The 16,842-nt window shown below is 69.6% G+C and carries 18 protein-coding genes; 5 read left to right on the top strand and 13 right to left on the bottom strand.

Annotation, left to right across the window (positions count from 1 at the left end):
• Positions 1–9: 9 nt before the first annotated feature.
• The 5 genes from ALI144C_RS45545 to ALI144C_RS45525 are packed head-to-tail and all read right to left on the bottom strand — an operon-like array spanning position 10 to position 5,014.
• Positions 10–810 carry a sugar phosphate isomerase/epimerase family protein gene (locus tag ALI144C_RS45545; protein WP_076993455.1) on the bottom strand — a complete coding sequence of 267 codons (801 nt, stop codon included), beginning with the start codon at positions 808–810 and terminating at the stop codon, positions 10–12.
• On the bottom strand, positions 810–2,120 hold the full coding sequence (locus ALI144C_RS58145) for a hypothetical protein (protein ID WP_237774625.1): 1,311 nt from the start codon (positions 2,118–2,120) through the stop codon (positions 810–812). The genes ALI144C_RS45545 and ALI144C_RS58145 overlap by 1 nt, the downstream gene beginning before the upstream one ends.
• Positions 2,121–2,169: 49 nt before the next feature.
• Complete coding sequence (locus ALI144C_RS45535) at positions 2,170–3,099, bottom strand: Ppx/GppA phosphatase family protein (protein WP_076993453.1); 930 nt, start codon at positions 3,097–3,099, stop codon at positions 2,170–2,172.
• Positions 3,100–3,149: 50 nt separating this feature from the next.
• Positions 3,150–3,839 carry a response regulator transcription factor gene (locus tag ALI144C_RS45530; protein ID WP_054295905.1) on the bottom strand — a complete coding sequence of 230 codons (690 nt, stop codon included), beginning with the start codon at positions 3,837–3,839 and terminating at the stop codon, positions 3,150–3,152.
• Positions 3,836–5,014, bottom strand: coding sequence for a sensor histidine kinase (locus ALI144C_RS45525; protein ID WP_076993452.1), 1,179 nt, complete (start codon positions 5,012–5,014; stop codon positions 3,836–3,838). Before ALI144C_RS45525 ends, ALI144C_RS45530 begins: the two co-directional genes overlap by 4 nt.
• A 175-nt stretch (positions 5,015–5,189) precedes the next feature.
• Here ALI144C_RS45525 and ALI144C_RS45520 point away from each other — a divergent pair, with 175 nt between their 5' ends.
• Positions 5,190–5,801, top strand: a complete 612-nt coding sequence (locus ALI144C_RS45520; protein ID WP_076993451.1) for a response regulator transcription factor — start codon at positions 5,190–5,192, stop codon at positions 5,799–5,801.
• Between the two features lie 4 nt (positions 5,802–5,805).
• On the opposite strand, the gene ALI144C_RS45515 is transcribed toward ALI144C_RS45520, so the two are convergent.
• The 8 genes from ALI144C_RS45515 to ALI144C_RS45480 all read right to left on the bottom strand — a co-directional run bounded on the left by ALI144C_RS45515 (position 5,806) and on the right by ALI144C_RS45480 (position 13,922).
• Positions 5,806–6,711, bottom strand: coding sequence for a GNAT family N-acetyltransferase (locus tag ALI144C_RS45515; protein WP_076993450.1), 906 nt, complete (start codon positions 6,709–6,711; stop codon positions 5,806–5,808).
• 139 nt (positions 6,712–6,850) lie between these two features.
• A complete protein-coding gene (locus ALI144C_RS45510; protein WP_076993449.1) occupies positions 6,851–7,591 on the bottom strand; it encodes a phosphoglyceromutase in 741 nt (246 codons plus the stop codon).
• Positions 7,592–7,984: 393 nt separating this feature from the next.
• Positions 7,985–8,851: a DUF4349 domain-containing protein gene (locus tag ALI144C_RS45505; RefSeq protein ID WP_237774624.1), complete on the bottom strand. Its 867-nt coding sequence runs from the start codon at positions 8,849–8,851 to the stop codon at positions 7,985–7,987.
• 85 nt (positions 8,852–8,936) lie between these two features.
• Positions 8,937–9,437 carry a YbjN domain-containing protein gene (locus ALI144C_RS45500; RefSeq protein ID WP_441297612.1) on the bottom strand — a complete coding sequence of 167 codons (501 nt, stop codon included), beginning with the start codon at positions 9,435–9,437 and terminating at the stop codon, positions 8,937–8,939.
• A 5-nt stretch (positions 9,438–9,442) separates the two neighbouring features.
• A complete protein-coding gene (mshA, locus tag ALI144C_RS45495) occupies positions 9,443–10,714 on the bottom strand; it encodes a D-inositol-3-phosphate glycosyltransferase (RefSeq protein ID WP_076993446.1) in 1,272 nt (423 codons plus the stop codon).
• Positions 10,711–11,580, bottom strand: a complete 870-nt coding sequence (locus tag ALI144C_RS45490) for an alpha/beta fold hydrolase (RefSeq protein WP_237774623.1) — start codon at positions 11,578–11,580, stop codon at positions 10,711–10,713. Before ALI144C_RS45490 ends, mshA begins: the two co-directional genes overlap by 4 nt.
• Complete coding sequence (locus ALI144C_RS45485; RefSeq protein WP_076993445.1) at positions 11,553–12,728, bottom strand: L,D-transpeptidase; 1,176 nt, start codon at positions 12,726–12,728, stop codon at positions 11,553–11,555. Before ALI144C_RS45485 ends, ALI144C_RS45490 begins: the two co-directional genes overlap by 28 nt.
• 78 nt (positions 12,729–12,806) lie before the next feature.
• Positions 12,807–13,922, bottom strand: coding sequence for a UDP-N-acetylmuramate dehydrogenase (locus ALI144C_RS45480; protein WP_076993444.1), 1,116 nt, complete (start codon positions 13,920–13,922; stop codon positions 12,807–12,809).
• On the opposite strand from ALI144C_RS45480, the gene ALI144C_RS45475 reads away from it, so the two are divergent.
• Genes ALI144C_RS45475 through purU form a run of 4 tightly spaced genes read left to right on the top strand, consistent with a single transcriptional unit; the run spans position 13,921 to position 16,825 of the window.
• Positions 13,921–14,412 (top strand): DUF2505 domain-containing protein, encoded by a 492-nt coding sequence (locus ALI144C_RS45475; protein ID WP_076993443.1) that lies wholly within the window; start codon positions 13,921–13,923, stop codon positions 14,410–14,412. The two genes, ALI144C_RS45480 and ALI144C_RS45475, sit on opposite strands and share 2 nt — an antisense overlap.
• Positions 14,391–15,200 carry a class I SAM-dependent methyltransferase gene (locus tag ALI144C_RS45470; RefSeq protein WP_076993442.1) on the top strand — a complete coding sequence of 270 codons (810 nt, stop codon included), beginning with the start codon at positions 14,391–14,393 and terminating at the stop codon, positions 15,198–15,200. Before ALI144C_RS45475 ends, ALI144C_RS45470 begins: the two co-directional genes overlap by 22 nt.
• A 10-nt stretch (positions 15,201–15,210) precedes the next feature.
• Positions 15,211–15,948 carry a maleylpyruvate isomerase family mycothiol-dependent enzyme gene (locus ALI144C_RS45465; protein ID WP_076993441.1) on the top strand — a complete coding sequence of 246 codons (738 nt, stop codon included), beginning with the start codon at positions 15,211–15,213 and terminating at the stop codon, positions 15,946–15,948.
• Positions 15,938–16,825 carry a formyltetrahydrofolate deformylase gene (gene purU / locus ALI144C_RS45460; RefSeq protein WP_076993440.1) on the top strand — a complete coding sequence of 296 codons (888 nt, stop codon included), beginning with the start codon at positions 15,938–15,940 and terminating at the stop codon, positions 16,823–16,825. The genes ALI144C_RS45465 and purU overlap by 11 nt, the downstream gene beginning before the upstream one ends.
• Positions 16,826–16,842: the final 17 nt, after the last annotated feature.

Raw genomic sequence — 16,842 nt, 5'->3', positions numbered from 1 at the left:
CGCGAACAGTTAACGGTTCTCGCCGGCGTCCAGGTGCAGACGTGCGAAAAGGAGCGATTCGGCGAGGTCCTTGGCCCGTTCGGCGGGGCTGCGCGCGTTGCGGGTATTGATCTCCAGTACCACTTGGCCGTCGAAACCGTTTGCTGCCAACGTTTCACAGACCTGGTCGCACGGCTGGGTGCCGTGCCCGGGGATCAGGTGCTCGTCCCGCGGAGCGCCCGTGCCGTCCGCGAGGTGCACGTGCCTGAGTCCCCGGCCCATCCGCTTCGCCAACGCCATCGCGTCCTCCTGCGCGGCGGCTGTGTGCGACAGGTCCAGTGTGTAGTGCCGGTGCCCGGCTTCGGTCGGGTCGATCGACGGCTTGAACGCCGACACGCTTCTCGCGCGGGCCAACGGTTTGACCGGGAACATGTTCTCCACCGCGATCGCCACACCCGATTCGTCCTCCAGCGACGCCACCAGGTCCGGGAACTTGTCGGCGTAACGACGCTGCCACCGGAACGGCGGGTGCACGACGACGGTCGGCGCGTTCAGGTCCGTCGCCGCCTCCACCGCACGGCGCAGCCGCACCTCCGGGTCCGGCGACCAGATCCGTTGCGTGATCAGCAAACACGGCGCGTGCACCGCGAGCACGGGCACGCCGTGGTTGCGGGCGCAGCGCCGCAACGCGTCCACGTCCTGGCTGATCGCGTCCGCCCAGACCATCACCTCGACGCCGTCGTAGCCGAGCGCGCCCGCGATCTGGAACCCGGCGGCCGCGTTCTGCGGCCACACCGACGCCGTCGACAGCCCGACCGGGATGCGGCCCACTACTTGTTGAGCAGCAGCATGGCTGCGGGCGAGACCGTGACGACCAGGCCGACGAGCACTGTCAGGACCGTGGTCTGCAGGTCGTCGGCGCGCCGGATCTTGCGGACCACCCAGACCAGACCGACGATCACGACCAGCGCGACGACCAGCGCGGCCGCGGGCAGCTTGCCCCACAGCCAGTTGAAGCCGAGCCAGAGCGCGGCACCGCCGACCACGCCGATCGCGAGCTGCCCGGCCATGGACAGCCATTCCTTGACCGGCGACTCGGGCTTGTCCTCGGCTTCGTCCTCGTCGAGGTCGTCGAAGTCGTCGTCCGCGACGAGCGGCTCGTCGTGCTCGATCGACGGCATCGACGGACGCGAGTCGTACTCGTCGTCCTCCTCGCGTTCGATGCCCTCGACGAACTGCGTCGACTGGTCCCCGCCGACCGGCTTGAAACCGTGGAACTCGGTCGGGTAGTTGTCCTGCTCGTCCGGTTCGTGCTGCGGGAACTCCTGCGGCGGGAACTCCTGAGGCGGGAAGCCCGGCTGGGGCATCGGCATGGACCGCTGGGTCCGTGCGACGCGGTGCGGCGCGGGGTGCTGGCCCGTGCGGGTACCCGGACCGCCTGACGGTCCCGGCGGCAGCTCGTCCGGGATGCGGGGCATCTGCTCGGTGACGCCCTCCATGGGCATCGGCGGCTGATCGACCGGCGGGCGCATGTCCGCGCGGCTGTCCTGACGGCCGTCGAGACGCGCGGCGAGGCCACCCGCCTCGGCAGCGGGCGGCGGTGGGGCCATCGGCGGTGGCGTCGGCCACTGCGCGCTCTGTTGGCCCTGCGGGCCCGGTGGTTGCGGCTTCGGGCGCGGTATCGACTGCGAGTTCTGCACCGAGCCCTGGGCCGGGTTCTGGGGCAGCCTGCGTTGCTCGGTCGGCTGACGCCGCTCCGCTGTGCCGGGCGGCGGCGGAACCGGCGGCATCTGCCGCTGGGTCGGCTGCGCCGCGGGCGACGGCGCCTGCGGTTGCGGCTTGGGCAGCGGCAGCTGCGCCGACGACTGGTGGCCGGGACCGGACCGCCTCCGGCCGGTCACGGGCGGCGGCGGACGTCGGCCGGCCGGGGCGGGTGGCTCCTCCGCCGGGATCCTCGGCAGGTTGCCGCTGTCGGACATGACCCGGTCGATGATGGCCTGGGGAGCGGTCTCCTCGGCGTCATCGGCACGGCGGCGGCGCCGTCTCGGCGGCGCGGCCTCCTCGGAGCTGCCGCCGTACTTGGCGAGCAGCTCTGCCACCGTGCGCTGGTTGCGCTCCGGGCCTTCCTCTCCTCGAGTCATCTCCTCCACCGTGCCCAATGCGGGCGCAACAGTCCAGTGCTCCGCGTTGTCATTTCGGCTCCTGGTCCAACCGCCGCAGGATGACACCTTCGCGCAAAGCCCACGGGCAGATCTCCAGTTCCGGCTGTCCTAACGCGCGCATCGTGGCCTGTGCCACAAGCGCGCCCGCGACCAACTGGTGCGCCCGGCTCGCGCTCACGCCCTCCAGCTCGGCCAGGTCGTGCGCGGACATCCTGGAGATGAACGCGAGCAACTGGCGCAAGCCGGCGTCGGTGAGCACCCGGCGCACCCGTGGTCCCGACGAGGATGGCGCGGCACCGGTGAGTCTCGCCAGTGACCGGAAGGTCTTCGACGTCGCGACCACCCGATCGGGTTCGCCGTACTTGAGCATCTTCTTGGCCACCGGCGCAAGCTGATCTTCCAGCCAGCCCGCTGTCTCGGCGATCTCGTCGCGGGTGGGCGGGTCGCCGCGGAACCGGGTCCTGGTCAGCCTGCCCGCGCCGAGCGGCACGGAGATCGCTCGATCCGGATTCTCGTCCCGGCCGACCGCCAGTTCCAGCGAGCCGCCACCGATGTCGAGCACCAGCAGCCTGCCCGCGGACCAGCCGTACCACCGGCGGGCGGCGAGGAATGTGAGCCTCGCCTCGTCCTCACCGGACAGCACCTGCAGGTGCACACCGGTCTCGTTGCGTACACGTTCGAGTACGCCAACAGCGTTGTCGGCCTCGCGGACGGCGGATGTGGCGAACGCCATCAAGTCCTCGCAGCCGAGTTCGGCCGCCGACCGCTTGGCCGTCGCCACGGTGCGCACCAGCTCGTCTGCGCCGTGTTTCGACAGGTCGCCTGCCTTGGTGATGCGCTCGGCCAGCCGCAACACCGTCTTCTCGGAACGCGCCGGGAGCGGGTGGGCACCACGGTGCGCGTCCACCACGAGGAGGTGGACGGTGTTGGAACCGACATCCAGTACGCCAAGGCGCATAAACCGAAACGTTACCTGGCGGTGGGAACGGCCCGCCTGGCACATGCTCGTCAGGACTCGAACTTGTACCCGAGCCCTCGGACAGTGACCAGGTGCCGCGGGGACGACGGGTCCGGTTCGATCTTCGAGCGCAACCGCTTGACGTGCACGTCGAGCGTCTTGGTGTCACCGACGTAGTCGGCTCCCCACACCCGGTCGATCAGCTGGCCGCGGGTCAGCACCCGGCCGACGTTGCGCAGCAGGTACTCGAGCAGGTCGAACTCCTTGAGCGGCAACGACACCTCGGCGCCGTCCACAGTCACCACGTGCCGCTCGACGTCCATCCGGACCGGGCCTGCCGCCAGGACCTGCGGCAGCAGCTCGCCCTCGGCGCCGCCCTCGCCGCCACGCCTCAGCACGGCGCGCACGCGCGCGATCAGCTCACGGGCCGAGTAGGGCTTGGTGACGTAGTCGTCGGCGCCCAGTTCGAGGCCGACGACCTTGTCGATCTCACTGTCGCGGGCCGTGACCATGATCACGGGGACGGCGGAGCGTTGGCGCAGCGCCTTGCACACGTCCGTGCCGCTCATGCCCGGCAGCATCAGGTCGAGCAGCACGATGTCCGCCCCGTTGCGGTCGAACTCCTCGAGCGCCTGCTGGCCCGTGCCCGCCACGGCCGCGGTGAAGCCCTCCTTGCGCAGCAGGAAGGCAAGGGGGTCGGCGAAGGACTCCTCGTCCTCGACAATGAGAACCCTCGTCACAGCGCTCCTCCAGTTCCGATTTCCGCACTCGGCGCGGGTACCCGCGCGAGAACCTTGTCCCCGTTGACCCGTCGTGCCGGGATCCGCAGGGTGAACGTGGAGCCCGTCCCCGGCTTGCTCCACAGCTTGACCTCACCGCCGTGGTTGGCGGCCACGTGCTTGACGATCGCGAGGCCCAGGCCCGTCCCGCCGGTGACGCGCGAGCGGGCCTTGTCCACCCGGTAGAACCGTTCGAACACGCGCTGCTGGTGGTCTTCGGCGATGCCGATGCCGCGGTCGGTCACGGCGATCTCGACATACCCGTCGTGCATCCGCCTGCTGATCGACACCGGACTGCCGGGCGACGAGTACGCCACGGCGTTCTCCAGCAGGTTGCTCAACGCGGTGACCAGCAGCGTGCGGTCGCCGTCGACGAGCAGGCCGCTCGGTTCGTCCGTGGCGATCTCCACACCGCTGTGCTCAAGGGTGAGCGTGGTCCGGCCGAGCGCCTCCTGGACGACCCCGTCCACGTCGACCGAGTTGAGCTCGGGCAGCTTCTCCGCGCCGGTCAGCCGCGACAACGCGATCAGTTCGGTGACGAGCGTGCCCAGCCTGGTCGCCTCGCGCAGGATCTTGCTGCCGAAGCTGCGGACCTGTTCGACGTCGTCGGTCGCGTCCAGCAGGGCCTCCGCCAGCAGGGCCATCGCGCCGACCGGGGTCTTGAGCTCGTGGCTGACGTTGGCCACGAAGTCGCGCCTGGTCGCCTCCAGCCGGACGGACTCGGACTCGTCGGAGGCGTCGACCACGGTGAAGCCGTCGACCAGCGGCCGGATCTCGGCGCGGACGGCCGATGGTTGCCTGCCTCGCGTCTCCAGCGGCATCAGGTCGATCTCGACGGCCTCGCCGCTCTCGGCCACCCCCTCCGCCGCCAGGCGGGCCCGGTCGTCGAGTCTGTTGTTCGACACGACACCGAGCGCGTCGGCTCGCGGGTTGAAGAGGACGACTCCGCCGAACGGGTTCACGACGGCTACGCCGTTGTGGGAGTCGTGGACAAGGCGCTGGATGAGGTCGGCCACCGTCGGCCCGGACGGCTTGCGCGCCGTTTTGCGGCTGCGAGCCCGTCCGAGGAGGTAACCGACGATGCCGCCGATCAGCAGTGCGCAGATCGACAAGGCCAGGTAGGCCGGTGCGGTCACAGCCGAATGGTAAGCAGGCAGAGGGCCGGTTGTACTAGTCCGAAGTGCCTTCCGTGATCCCCACGACACCGTTCTGGGCGTTGTTCGCCTACAGGTCGATCCCAGTTCACCCAATCGTGTCCAAAAGACCGGCCGTTGACGGAGTGGGGTCGGCGAGACAAGACTCAGAAGCCTCATGGAGACACGTGCTGGAGTCGTCGTGCTACGCGGGCACCGCGAGCTGTATCAGCGCACGTGGCACCTCTTCGACAAGGCCCGCGAAGTCACGTTCGCCGCCTGCGACGTGCGCACGTGGGCCTCGCACAACCAGCCGCCGATGCAGGGCAGGATCCGCAAGCTCTACCGGCCGGGCGTGCTGCTCGACCCGACCAGCGCCCAGCACGCACGGCACGTGGCCGCGACGGGCGCCGAGGTGCGGATCACCACCCGTGACCTGAACGAGGCGGTCATCGTCGACCGGCGGGTGGCGATCATCGCGGGCGGTGACCGGACGTTCACCGTCGTCTGGATCCCCGGCGTGGTGCAGGGCGTGCTCACGCTCTTCAACCAGGTGTGGGGCGAGGCGACGAGTCTCGAGGACTACGAGCGCACCTACAGCGAACTGTGGGAGGTCGCGCCACGCATCCTGGAGCTGCTCGGCTCCGGCGCGCCGGACGACGGAGCGGCACGCGCGATGGGCATCTCGTTACGGACCTACCGCCGCCGGGTGGACGACCTGCTGGCGACCCTGGGTGCCAACTCCCGGTTCCAGGCCGGAGCCAGGGCCCGGGAGCTGGGCCTCATCTGAGGGTTTACCAGTCGAGGAAGACGCGTTCCTGGGTTATCGGATACCCGGCGCGCCGGAAGTTCGCGGCCATCGGGTGGTTGGTCATGTCCGTGTCCGCCGCGATCCGCGTCGCCCCCGCCTCGACCAGCAGGTGGGTGCATTCGACGAGCAGGTCGTAGGCGTAGCCGTGCCCCCGCTGTTCGGGCACGACGCCGATGAACCCGACGACCGGGCCGGTGAAGTTCTTCGTCGGGATGGTGATGCCGACGAGTTCACCGTCCGGTGTGTACGCCAGCTTCCACCACTCGCGCGGGCCGGGGAACCACTTCAGGTCCTCCAGTTCGGAGCGCGCGGCCTGCTCGGGGGTCATCGTGCGCAGGTCGGCGACCTTGTGCGCGTCCAGGCTGCCGCGCTGCACGGCGGCGAGGACGGACACGATCGCCTCGTCGTCCGGCTCCTCGCGGAACTCCAGCCGCCGCGGCCGCGGCGGCAGGCCGTCGGCCGGGGTCCAGGTGTAGCGCAGCCGTTCCACGACCGGCTTCATCCCCGCCTTGACAGCGACGTCGATCCTGGACCGCGCCGCCTCGCTGGTCGCCGGGTCGTCCCGCCAATTCGCCGGGAGGGCCAGGCAGTACTCGACGCGGAACGGCGCCGCGCGCAGCAGCGCCTCGCCCGCTTCGGGGTCGTCGAAGTCGAACCAGTCGAGGGTCATCGGCTCGGAGTCGTCGGGGCCGCCCCACCAGGCGGCGCGCGCGACGACACGGTCGCCGCGCAGCGCCACCCACGTCCACTCGGGGCGGTACTCGTTCTTCGCCAGGAAATCGCCGTAGGTCCGGCCGAAGAAGGCGAACCCGACGACGTCGGGCCGCTCGTAGCCGGTGAAAAGGTGTTCTTCGCCCTGCGTGAGGGCGCGGATGACCAGATCGGTCACAGGTATGGGTCCTTCCGGGAAAGCTGCGCGCTCCCGGTCTCAGAACGCCGGAACGAGGTGGGAGCGCATGACAGTCGAAATCGAAACGAACACGGCCCTCACCTCCTCACCTTGTGGGCGTCTGCGCGGACCGTACCTGTCAACGACCCTGGTTGGCTACCGCTTTGATCGCGTCGGCCGCCGCGTCCGGGTCCAGGTAGGTCCCGCCCGGGTTGGTCGGCTTCAACTCGTCGTCCAGGTCGTAGCGCAGCGGGATGCCGGTCGGGATGTTCAGCCCGGCGATCGCGTCCTCGCTGACGCCGTCGAGGTGTTTGACCAAGGCGCGCAACGAGTTGCCGTGCGCGGCGAGCAGAACGGTCCTGCCCGCCCGCAGGTCCGGCACGACCGCCTCGTCCCAGTACGGCAGCATGCGGGCGACGACGTCCTTGAGGCACTCGGTGCGCGGGACGTCGATGCCGGTGTAACGCGGATCACTGTCCTGGCTGAACTCGGTGCCCAGTTCGATCGGCGGTGGCGGCGTGTCGTAGCTGCGGCGCCAGAGCATGAACTGCTCCTCGCCGAACTCCGCCAGGGTCTGCTTCTTGTTCTTGCCCTGCAACGCACCGTAGTGGCGTTCGTTGAGCCGCCAGTCCCTGCGCACCGGGATCCAGTGCCGGTCGGCTCCGTCGAGCGCGATGTTGGCGGTGGAGATCGCGCGCCGCAGCAACGAGGTGTGCACGACGTCAGGCAGGATGCCCGCGTCACGCAGCAACTGCCCGCCGCGCCGCGCCTCCTCCACGCCCTTGTCGGACAGGGGGACGTCCACCCATCCGGTGAACAGGTTCTGTGCGTTCCACACGCTCTCGCCGTGGCGGAGCAGGACCAGGGTTCCGACTGCCATACCGCGAGCCTGCCAGATCGACGCGGGCTTCACCCGAACAGGTGCGCTCGGACAAGGCCTTTCGGCGCACCGGCACACAGCCGGTTGTCACCCGGCCGGAGTCCGAAATAGAACTGTGACTCGTTTTCAGGGTTAAAACCCGAATGGGGTAAGCGGCAGGCTTGCTCTCGGCGTGGGACTCTGCCAAGTTGGCAAAGCTCCCACTGGTTGGCTCCCACGCACTCCCCAGCCGGCGGGACGCAGCCCGCGGCTCGTCTCCCCTGTCGAGCCGCACCCCGCTGGAACGCTGGGGTGCCCCCCGCCCCACGCGTACGGCGCGGGAGAAGTGTCACAGGGCGGCTCGGGAACGCGACTCCCCCTCGCTCGAGCCGTCCTGTGTAACACTCCTTGACCTCACGTACTTTCCGTCACCGGCACGGCGGGCTTCCTACGCCTGCGTCGGAAGTAGAGCACCAGACCGGCCGGTATGCCGAGTGCCACCAGGAATGGCAGCACCGCGCCGAGTACGCGGGTCAGGCCGGTGAAGAAGGTGCCGAAGGCGTCCCAGCCGTCGGTCAGCCCGTCGAAGAACCCGCCGCCGCTCTCGGCCCGCACCGGTGCCGGTGGCGCGGCCTCCCTGCCGAGCGTGAGTGTCACTGTGGACAGTGCCACCTTGCCACCGAGCGCGTCCCGCCTGCCCTGCAACGACTCCAGATCGGCCTGACGGCGGGTCAGCTCGCCCTCGATCTGCGCGATCTCGGCGACGCTCGTCGCACGGGCGAGCAGCGCCTGCATCCGCGTCACGCTCTGACGCTGCGTGTTCAGCCGCGACTCGAGGTCGACGACCTGCTCGGTGACGTCGTCGGCCTGCTTGTGCTGCGAGCGGATGGTGCCGATGTCCGCCAGTTGGCGCAGTGCGGTGTCGAACTTGTCGGCGGGCACACGCAGCGTGATGGAGGCCCTGTCACCACTGGATTCCTCCTGCCCGGTGAATCCCTGGTTGGCGGTGGCGATCGATCGGGCGTCGGACACTGCCTTGAAGGTGTCCTTCACGGTCATGTCGACCCGCGCTGTCTGCACGAGCTTGCGTTCCTGCACCGGCGCCTGCTCCTGCGGCTGCCCTGCCTGCGTCGGTGCCTGCTGCTTGCCCGCGCCGCCCCCAGCCCCACCCCCGACGTTGTTCGGCTGGGCGGGCCGCGCGACGCCCTCCTGAGCGCTGCTGCCGCTGAGGCCCCCGCTGCTGCTTTCCGAGCACGCCGCCAACCCCAGAAGCAGTGCCACCCCGGCAGAGATGACCAAGCCACTCTTTCGTCTGCTCATGCACCACAGACGGAAGCACCCACCAGGCGAGTTGTCCGGAAAGTGATTACGAGTCGGACACCCGTCGATCACTGTCCGGCTTCGTCAGGTGTTCGAACGCCTTGAGGTTGGCCAGCGACTCGCCCCGCGAGGTCCGCCACTCCCACTCGCGCCTGATCGACGAGGCGAACCCGATCTCGAGCAGGACGTTGAAATCGCCGTCCGCCGCTTCGAGCACCTGCCCGAGCAGTCGGTCCAGCTCGTCCGGGGTGACCGCGTGCAGGCCGATCCGGCCCAGCAGGTAGATGTCGCCGACGTCGTCGATCGTGTAGTGCACGCCGTAGAGCTTGGCGTTGCGGCGCAACAGGAACCGGTAGACCTGCTCGTGCGCCTCGTCCGGGCGGCGGCAGACGAACGCCTCGACCACGAGCGCGTGCGCGCCTGCGATGAGCCAGCAGTTGGTGCGCAGCTTCTTCGTGCCCGGCAGGGTCACGAAGTACTTGCCGGGCTCGGGGCGCTCGAAGGCGATCTCCCGTTCCTCCAAAGTGGACTTGATCACCGCGTCCACATCGGTCACGCGACCACCTCCTGCCGGAACGCTACCGCAGCACGCGTGTAGGCACCGATCAGGTCGTCCGTGGTGCGATCCCACGAGAACGCACGCGCGTGTTCCGTCGCCCCGACGGCCAGCTGTTCGCGCAGTCCCGAGAAACTCAAGCGCGCCAAGGCGTTCGCCCATTCGATCGCGGAGTGCCCCGGCACCAGCAGGCCGGAGACCCCGTGGTCCACCGCGACGCGCAGGCCGCCGACGTCCGTGGCGACGACCGGCGTGCCGCAGGCCTGCGCCTCCAGGGCGACGAGCCCGAACGACTCGTTGTGGCTGGGCACGGCGACCGCGTCCGCGGCGCGGTACACCTGTGCCAGCTCCGGTCCCGGCAGCGGCGGCAGGAACCGCACCACGTCGGCGATCTCCAGCCGCGCGGCCAGGTCCTGCAACGCGCGGGGCTGCTCCAGCCCGGTCCCCGACGGGCCACCGACCACCAGCACCACGAGCCTCGACCGGTCGGCCTTGCCGCTCGCCAGCAGTTGCGCGGCGGCGTGCAGCAGCACGTCCGGCGCCTTCAACGGCTGGATCCGGCCGACGAACGCGAACACCGTCGCGTCCGGCGCGATCCCCAGCGCGCGCCGTGCGGCCTGCTGCGAACCGGGGGTGAACTGCTCGAGGTCCACCCCGGGCGAGACCGTGGTGACCTTCGCCGGGTCCGCGTCGTAGCAGCGGATCAGGTCGTCGGCCTCCATCTCGGTGTTGGCCACCAGGCTGTCGGCCTGGTCGACGACCTGCTGCTCACCGATCTCCCGCGTCCTGGGCTCCGGCGTGTCGCCGTCGGCGAGCGCCGCGTTCTTCACCCTGGCCAGGGTGTGCGCGGTGTGCACGAGCGGCACACCCCAGCGGTCCCGCGCCAACCATCCGACCTGCCCGGACAGCCAGTAGTGCGAATGCACGAGGTCGTAGAAGCCGGGCTCGTTGTGCGCCTCGGTCCGCAACACGGCGGCGGTGAAGGCACACAGCTGCGCGGGCAACTCGTTGCGGTCGAGCACCTCGTACGGGCCCGCGTGCACGTGCCGCACCAGAACACCGGGCACCATCTCAGCCACCGGTGGCAACTCGGATGAGGTAGCCCGCGTGAAGACCTCGACCGCGATCCCGCGTTCGGCCATCTTCGTCGCGGTCTGGGCGATGTACACGTTCATCCCGCCCGCGTCACCCGTGCCCGGCTGCTCCAACGGCGACGTGTGCACCGACAGCAACGCGACACGGCGCGGCGGCCGAAGCCAGCGGGTCACTCCAGCACCTGGCCGGCGAACTCAAGCAACATCGCGTCGAACTCCTCGGTGCGTTCGGCGAAAGGCATATGTCCCGTCTTTGGGAACCAACGCAGCCGCGCGCCCGGAATCTTCCCGACTGTGTACTGCGCCACACTGGGGTCGACAACGGCGTCCAGTTCGCCGTGCGCGACGAGCGTCGGCACTGTGATCCGCTGCAACACGCCGGAGGAGTCGAAGTCACGGCGGAACATCGCACGCCGGACCTGCCACGGCACCCGCAGCGCGTCACCGACGATCCGCTGGCTGAGCTCACCCGGCAGGTGCCCCTCGGCCATCCCGCGCACGAACTCCGTGAACCCGCGGGTCGCCGCGTCGAGGTCCTCGAGGTTGACGTAGGGGACGACGGACCGCATGGCGGTGCCGGGGCCCGCGCCCGGCCGGTCCCTGCCGACCTCGACCGCGGCCGACGCGAACACGATCCCGGCCAGGTCGTCCTCGCCGAACACCCGCAGGTAGTCGGTGATCACGGCGCCGCCGTACGACCAGCCGACGAGTACGACGGGCTTGCCGACGAGGTCGATCACGGCCGCGACGTCGTCGGCCCACGCCTCCGGGTCGCTGTAGCCGCCGTCCGGGTCCGGCACGTCCGAGTAGCCATGTCCGCGCAGGTCCGGCGCGGCCAAGCGGTACTCGGCGGTCAGCGTCGGGTCGGCGAGCTGCGCGGCGAACGCGGCGCCGGACTGGGCCCACCCGTGCAGCAGAACGATCGAAGGGGCACCGGGCGGCCCGGCCGTGCGAACGGCCAGCCTGACCCCGTTGCCCCCGGTGACCTGGTGCAGGGTTACTGCGCCGGAACCTACTTCACGGCCGACATGCTCTTCCACTTGTCCCACGAGAACAGCCAATCGTTGACGTCCGATGTCGTGGGGAAGGATGCCTTGGATCCGGTGACCTCGACAGGGTCACCGATCTGCGCCACGTCGAAGACCGCCTTGGCGTCGGCCTCGAAGAGGTTCACGCAACCGTGCGAGGTGTTGGCCTTGCCGATGTTGGCGCGGTTCTCCTCGTTCTCGTGGATGAACTCGCCGTGGTTGGAGATCCGCACGGCCCACTTCTTCTTGACGTTGGTGTAGCCGTAGCGCGGGTTGGAGAAGTCGCCGACCGCTTCCTTGGCCATCACGATGACCGTGCCGTTCGGCGTGTTCAGGTTCGGGTCGGCGTCCTTGCCGTTGCTCGACGGGTACGACGCGGCCTGCGCGCCGTCCTTGTAGAGCTTGAGGCTGTGGTCGGGGGTGTTCACCTTCCACACCTGGTTCTTGCCGATCTTGAACTTGCTGCTCACGTCGGCGCGGCCGTAACCGTTGCCGTAGTTCACACCGAAGAGCTTCGCCGTGACGGTGACCTGCGTGCCCGCGGGCCAGTACTCCTTGGGCCGCCAGTCGACCTGGGTGGCCGACAGCCACGCCCACGACCCCTCGACCTTGCCCGGCGAGGTCTCCACCTTCAGCGCCTTCTCCGCCGCCGCCTTGTCCTTGGGCGCGGTGTCGAACTTGACGCTGACCGGCATGCCGACGCCGACCGTGGCGTTGTCGACCGGGTTGAGCGTCGCCCTGACCTGCTTGGCGGGGGTCATGGTGCTGAAGCTGCCCTTGAGCTCGACGTCCTTGTTGTCCGAGCCCTTGGCCTTCGCGGCGTACGTGTACGTCTTGCCGTACCCGAGGCTCTCGGTGGCGGTCCAGCTGAGCTTGTCGGCGGCGATCTCGCCCTTGACCTCTTTGCCTTCCTGGTTGGTCAGCTTGGCCTCGGTGAGCGAGCCGTCGGTGACCGAGATCTTGATCGGCTTGAGGACCTCGACCTCCTTGGCGTCCGGAGCCGGGTCTGCGACGATCTTGGCCTTCGCGGCGGTCTCGCCTTCCTTGGGAGCCTCACCCGCGGCGTTGGGGTTGCCGGTCTCGCTCGACGAGCAGCCGGCTACGACGAGCGCGGCGGACAACAGGAACGCGCTGATGACCGTTCTTCGTCCTGTCCGCACGTCAACCTCCGTTTGTGTTCGTCCATCTACTCGTAAAGACGCGCCAAAGCGCATCCGGTGTGTCGAAAGTGACCTGCGTCACAGTGTGACGCCGACCAAGACGGGCTCGGCGTCGAGCCACACCCCGAACACCTTGTGTACCCCGTCGCGGACCTCCCTGGCCAATGCCACCAGGTCGGCCGCGGTGCCCTCACCCCGGTTGGTCAGCGCCAGCGTGTGACTGTGCGACAGGGACACCCGGCCTCCAGGACCCGGGTACCCCTTCGCGAAACCCGCGCGTTCGATCAGCCACGCGGCCGACAACTTCCCACCACCGTCGGCGGGGTACTGCGGGATCCGCACGTCCGGGCCGACGTGCGCGGCGATCCGGGCCAGCGCGTCCTCGAGTTCGCCGTGCGGCAGCACCGGGTTGGTGAAGAACGAGCCCGCGCTCCACGTGTCGTGGTCGTCCTCGTCGAGCACCATCCCCTTGCCGCGACGCAGGTCCAGCACGGACTGCCGGACCCGGTCGACGGGCACGCGCTCACCGGGGGCGACACCGAGGGTGTTGGCCAGTTCGGCGTACCGGATCGGTGCGGACATGCCCGTGTCCGCCAGTTCGAACCGCACGCGCAGCACGACCGCGCGATCTGTGCCCTTCAGCACACTCGTGCGGTAGGCCAAGCCGAGCTGGTCCGCGGTCAGCGTGCGCACCTCGCCGCTGGCACGGTCGAGCAGGTCCACCGAGACGAGCACCTCGGCGACTTCGACGCCGTACGCGCCCACGTTCTGCACCGGTGTGGCGCCGACGAGGCCCGGGATGCCCGACAGGCACTCCAGCCCGCCGAGACCCGCCGCGACCGTCTTGGCGACGACGTCGTCCCAGTTCTCACCCGCCTCGGCGGTCAACTGGACCAGGCCGGGGGTCGTGCAGTCCTCGGTGACGCCCTTGCTGGCGATGTGCACCACGGTGCCGTCGAAGCCCTCGTCGGCCACGAGCACGTTCGAGCCGCCGCCCAGCACCAGCACGGGCTCACCGGCCGAGTCGGCCTCCCGCACCGCGTCGACCGCCTCGCGAGCGCTTCTCGCTTCGACGAACCTGGTCGCCGGACCGCCGAGGCGCAGCGTCGTGTAGCCGCTCAGCGGTATCGATGGGCGGACGTCAGTGCCGGGACGCGAGGTCGTCACAGGCGTCAACGGTAACCTCCGGTTCATGCCTAGCCGTATGGAGCACCGGGCGAGGTTCGCCGCCCCTGCCGATTCCGTGTACGCCGCGGTCGTCGACCCGGCGTTCCTGACCGACCGGCTCGAAGCTCTCGGCGGCACCAACGCCTCCGTCGTCGACCGCACGGAGTCGGCACAGGCCACGACGTTCCGGGTACGCCAGGGGCTTGCCGCGGAACATCTTCCCTCAGCGGTCCGGTCCCTGCTCAAGGGTGACCTCGTCGTTGACCGGACTGAGACCTGGCGCACGGACAAAACCGGCACGGTCAAGGCCTCGGTGCAGGGCGTCCCCGGCGAGATCAACGGCACCATGCGGCTGTCGGACACCGAGGGCGGCAGCGAGTGGGTGACCTCACTCGAAGTGCGCGTCTCGATCCCGCTGATCGGCGGCAAGATCGAGAAGTCGATCGGCGAACAGGTGACGAAACTGCTGGCCAACGAGGCCGTGTTCACCGAGAAATGGCTCGCACACCGCGGCTAGCGGCGGGCCGGGCACGCGCGCTCGGTGTCCCGACGCGCGGTACGACGAACCCGAACCGGCTGCGCAAAGTGGACCGGTGGATGACCGGTACGCCGTGGGTCGCCTCAGTGCTGTACGCCGTGCCCGATCCGCTCGTCGTCGACCTCGGCTACGGCTCGTCGCCGGTGACCACCGTCGAACTCGCGTCCCGGCTGCGCGCGCTCCGGCCGGATGTGCGGGTGCTCGGGCTGGAACTGGACCCGGACCGCGTCGAGGCCGCCAAGCCGTCGGCCGATCCGCCGTCGCTCGACTTCCGGCGCGGCGGTTTCGAACTGGCCGGTGCCCGCCCGGTGCTGCTGCGGGCGTTCAACGTGTTGCGGCAGTACACGGAGCCCGACGCGGCGGCGGCGTGGCAGACGATGCTGTCCCGGCTCGCCCCCGGTGGGCTGCTCGTCGAGGGCACGTGCGACGAGATCGGCAGGCGGTGCTGTTGGGTAACGCTGTCAGCGGACGGGCCGTTCGCGTTCACGTTGGCGTGCATGCCCGGCGACATCGACCAACCGTCCGATTTGGCCGAACGACTGCCGAAATCGTTGATACACAGGAACATTCCCGGTGAACGAATCCACGATCTGCTCACCGCGCTCGACGCGCACTGGGCGGCGGCCGCGCCGCTGAGCCCGTACGGGCCCCGGGCGCGCTGGGTCGAGGCGGTCCGGCGGCTGGCCGCCGACGACTGGCCGGTCCTGGACACCCGGAAGCGCTGGCGATTGGGCGAACTCACGCTGTCGTGGTCGATGTTCCGCTAGTGTCAGGTGAGTGGATCACGAGACGTACTTGGCGCACATCGTTGAGCAGTCCGAGGCACTGAAGGCCGCCGCACTCGCGGCGGGCCCGTCGGCACAGGTCCCCACTTGTCCCGAGTGGACAGTACGAGAACTGGTCGAGCACATCGCACAGGTGCACAACATGGTGCACGCGGGGCTGGCGCTCGGCACGGGCGACAGCCGCCCACCCCTGGCCGAGCTCCCCGCTGACTGGGCCGACCTGATCGCCTGGTGGGACACGAAACGCACGGAGATGGTGATGCGGCTCGGCGAGGGCGACCCGTCGAGGCAGGCATGGAGCTTCATCACGGGGATGGGCACCGTCGCCTGGTGGGCGCGCCGCCAGGCCCACGAGACGGCGATCCACCGGCTGGACGCCGAGCACGCGCGTGGCGACGACATCCCGACCCTGCTGTTCGACCCGCAACTGGCTGCCGACGGCGTCGACGAGGTGCTCGGCACGCTGTCGCCGTTCCGGGCGTACGTGAAACGCCCGGAGGTGACGGTCGAGGGAACCATCCTGGTGCACGCGGCGGACGCCGGACGAGCGTGGATGGTGCACGTCGAAGGCGGGGCCGTGAAAGCGGGCCCGATCGAGGACGCCGCGACGGACGCCGACGCGACACTGGCCGGAACGGCGGACGCGGTGTACCGGGCGGTCTGGAAACGCCCGAGCCACGCGATCGTGACCGGCCGCGAAGAGATGTTGCAGGCAGTCAATGGCGGCTGAGGCGCAGTCCGCGGGCAGGAACCAGCCCGAACGCCGGTACGTGATCACCTTCGGCTGCCCCGACCGGACCGGGATCGTCGCCCGGATCTCCCAGTTCCTGGCCCACGCGGGCGGCTGGATAGTGGAAGCCGCGTACCACACGGACCAGGACACCGGCTGGTTCTTCACCCGCCAGGAAGTGCTGGCGGACTCGCTGCCGTTCGGCATGGACGTCCTGCGCAAGCAGTTCGCCGAAGTAGCCGCGGAACTGGGCGGCTCGTGGACGGTGACGGACACTGGGGAGCGCCGCCGGGCCGTGATCCTGGTGTCGAAGGAAGGGCACTGCCTGTACGACCTGCTCGGCCGGGTGGCCTCCGGCGAACTGGACGTGGACATCCCCGCGGTGATCGGCAACCACGGCGACCTGGCGGACATCACCGAGGCGCACGGAATCCCGTTCCACCACGTGCCGTTCCCGCGCGACGACAAGGAAGCGGCGTTCGCGAAGGTCCGCGACCTGGTGGCGCAGCACGATCCGCACGCGGTCGTGCTGGCCAGGTTCATGCAGATCCTGCCTGCCGAGTTGTGCGCGGAGTGGGCCGGCCGGGCGTTGAACATCCACCACAGCTTCCTGCCGTCCTTCGTCGGCGCGAAGCCGTACCACCAGGCGCACCAGCGCGGCGTCAAGCTGGTCGGCGCGACCTGCCACTACGTCACCGCCGATCTCGACGCCGGGCCGATCGTGGACCAGGACGTGATCCGCGTCGGTCACGCCGACCGCGTCCAGGACATGGTCCGCAAGGGAAGGGACATCGAGAAGGTCGTGTTGGCGCGCGGCCTGCGCTGGCACCTGGAGAACCGGATCCTGGTGCACGGCAACAAGACGGTCGTGTTCTAGAGCGGCGACCACCTCAC

Origin of the sequence: Actinosynnema sp. ALI-1.44 (assembly GCF_001984155.1) — a bacterium.
GTDB lineage: Bacteria > Actinomycetota > Actinomycetes > Mycobacteriales > Pseudonocardiaceae > Kibdelosporangium.
This window is presented reverse-complemented; position numbering and strand designations above follow the sequence as displayed.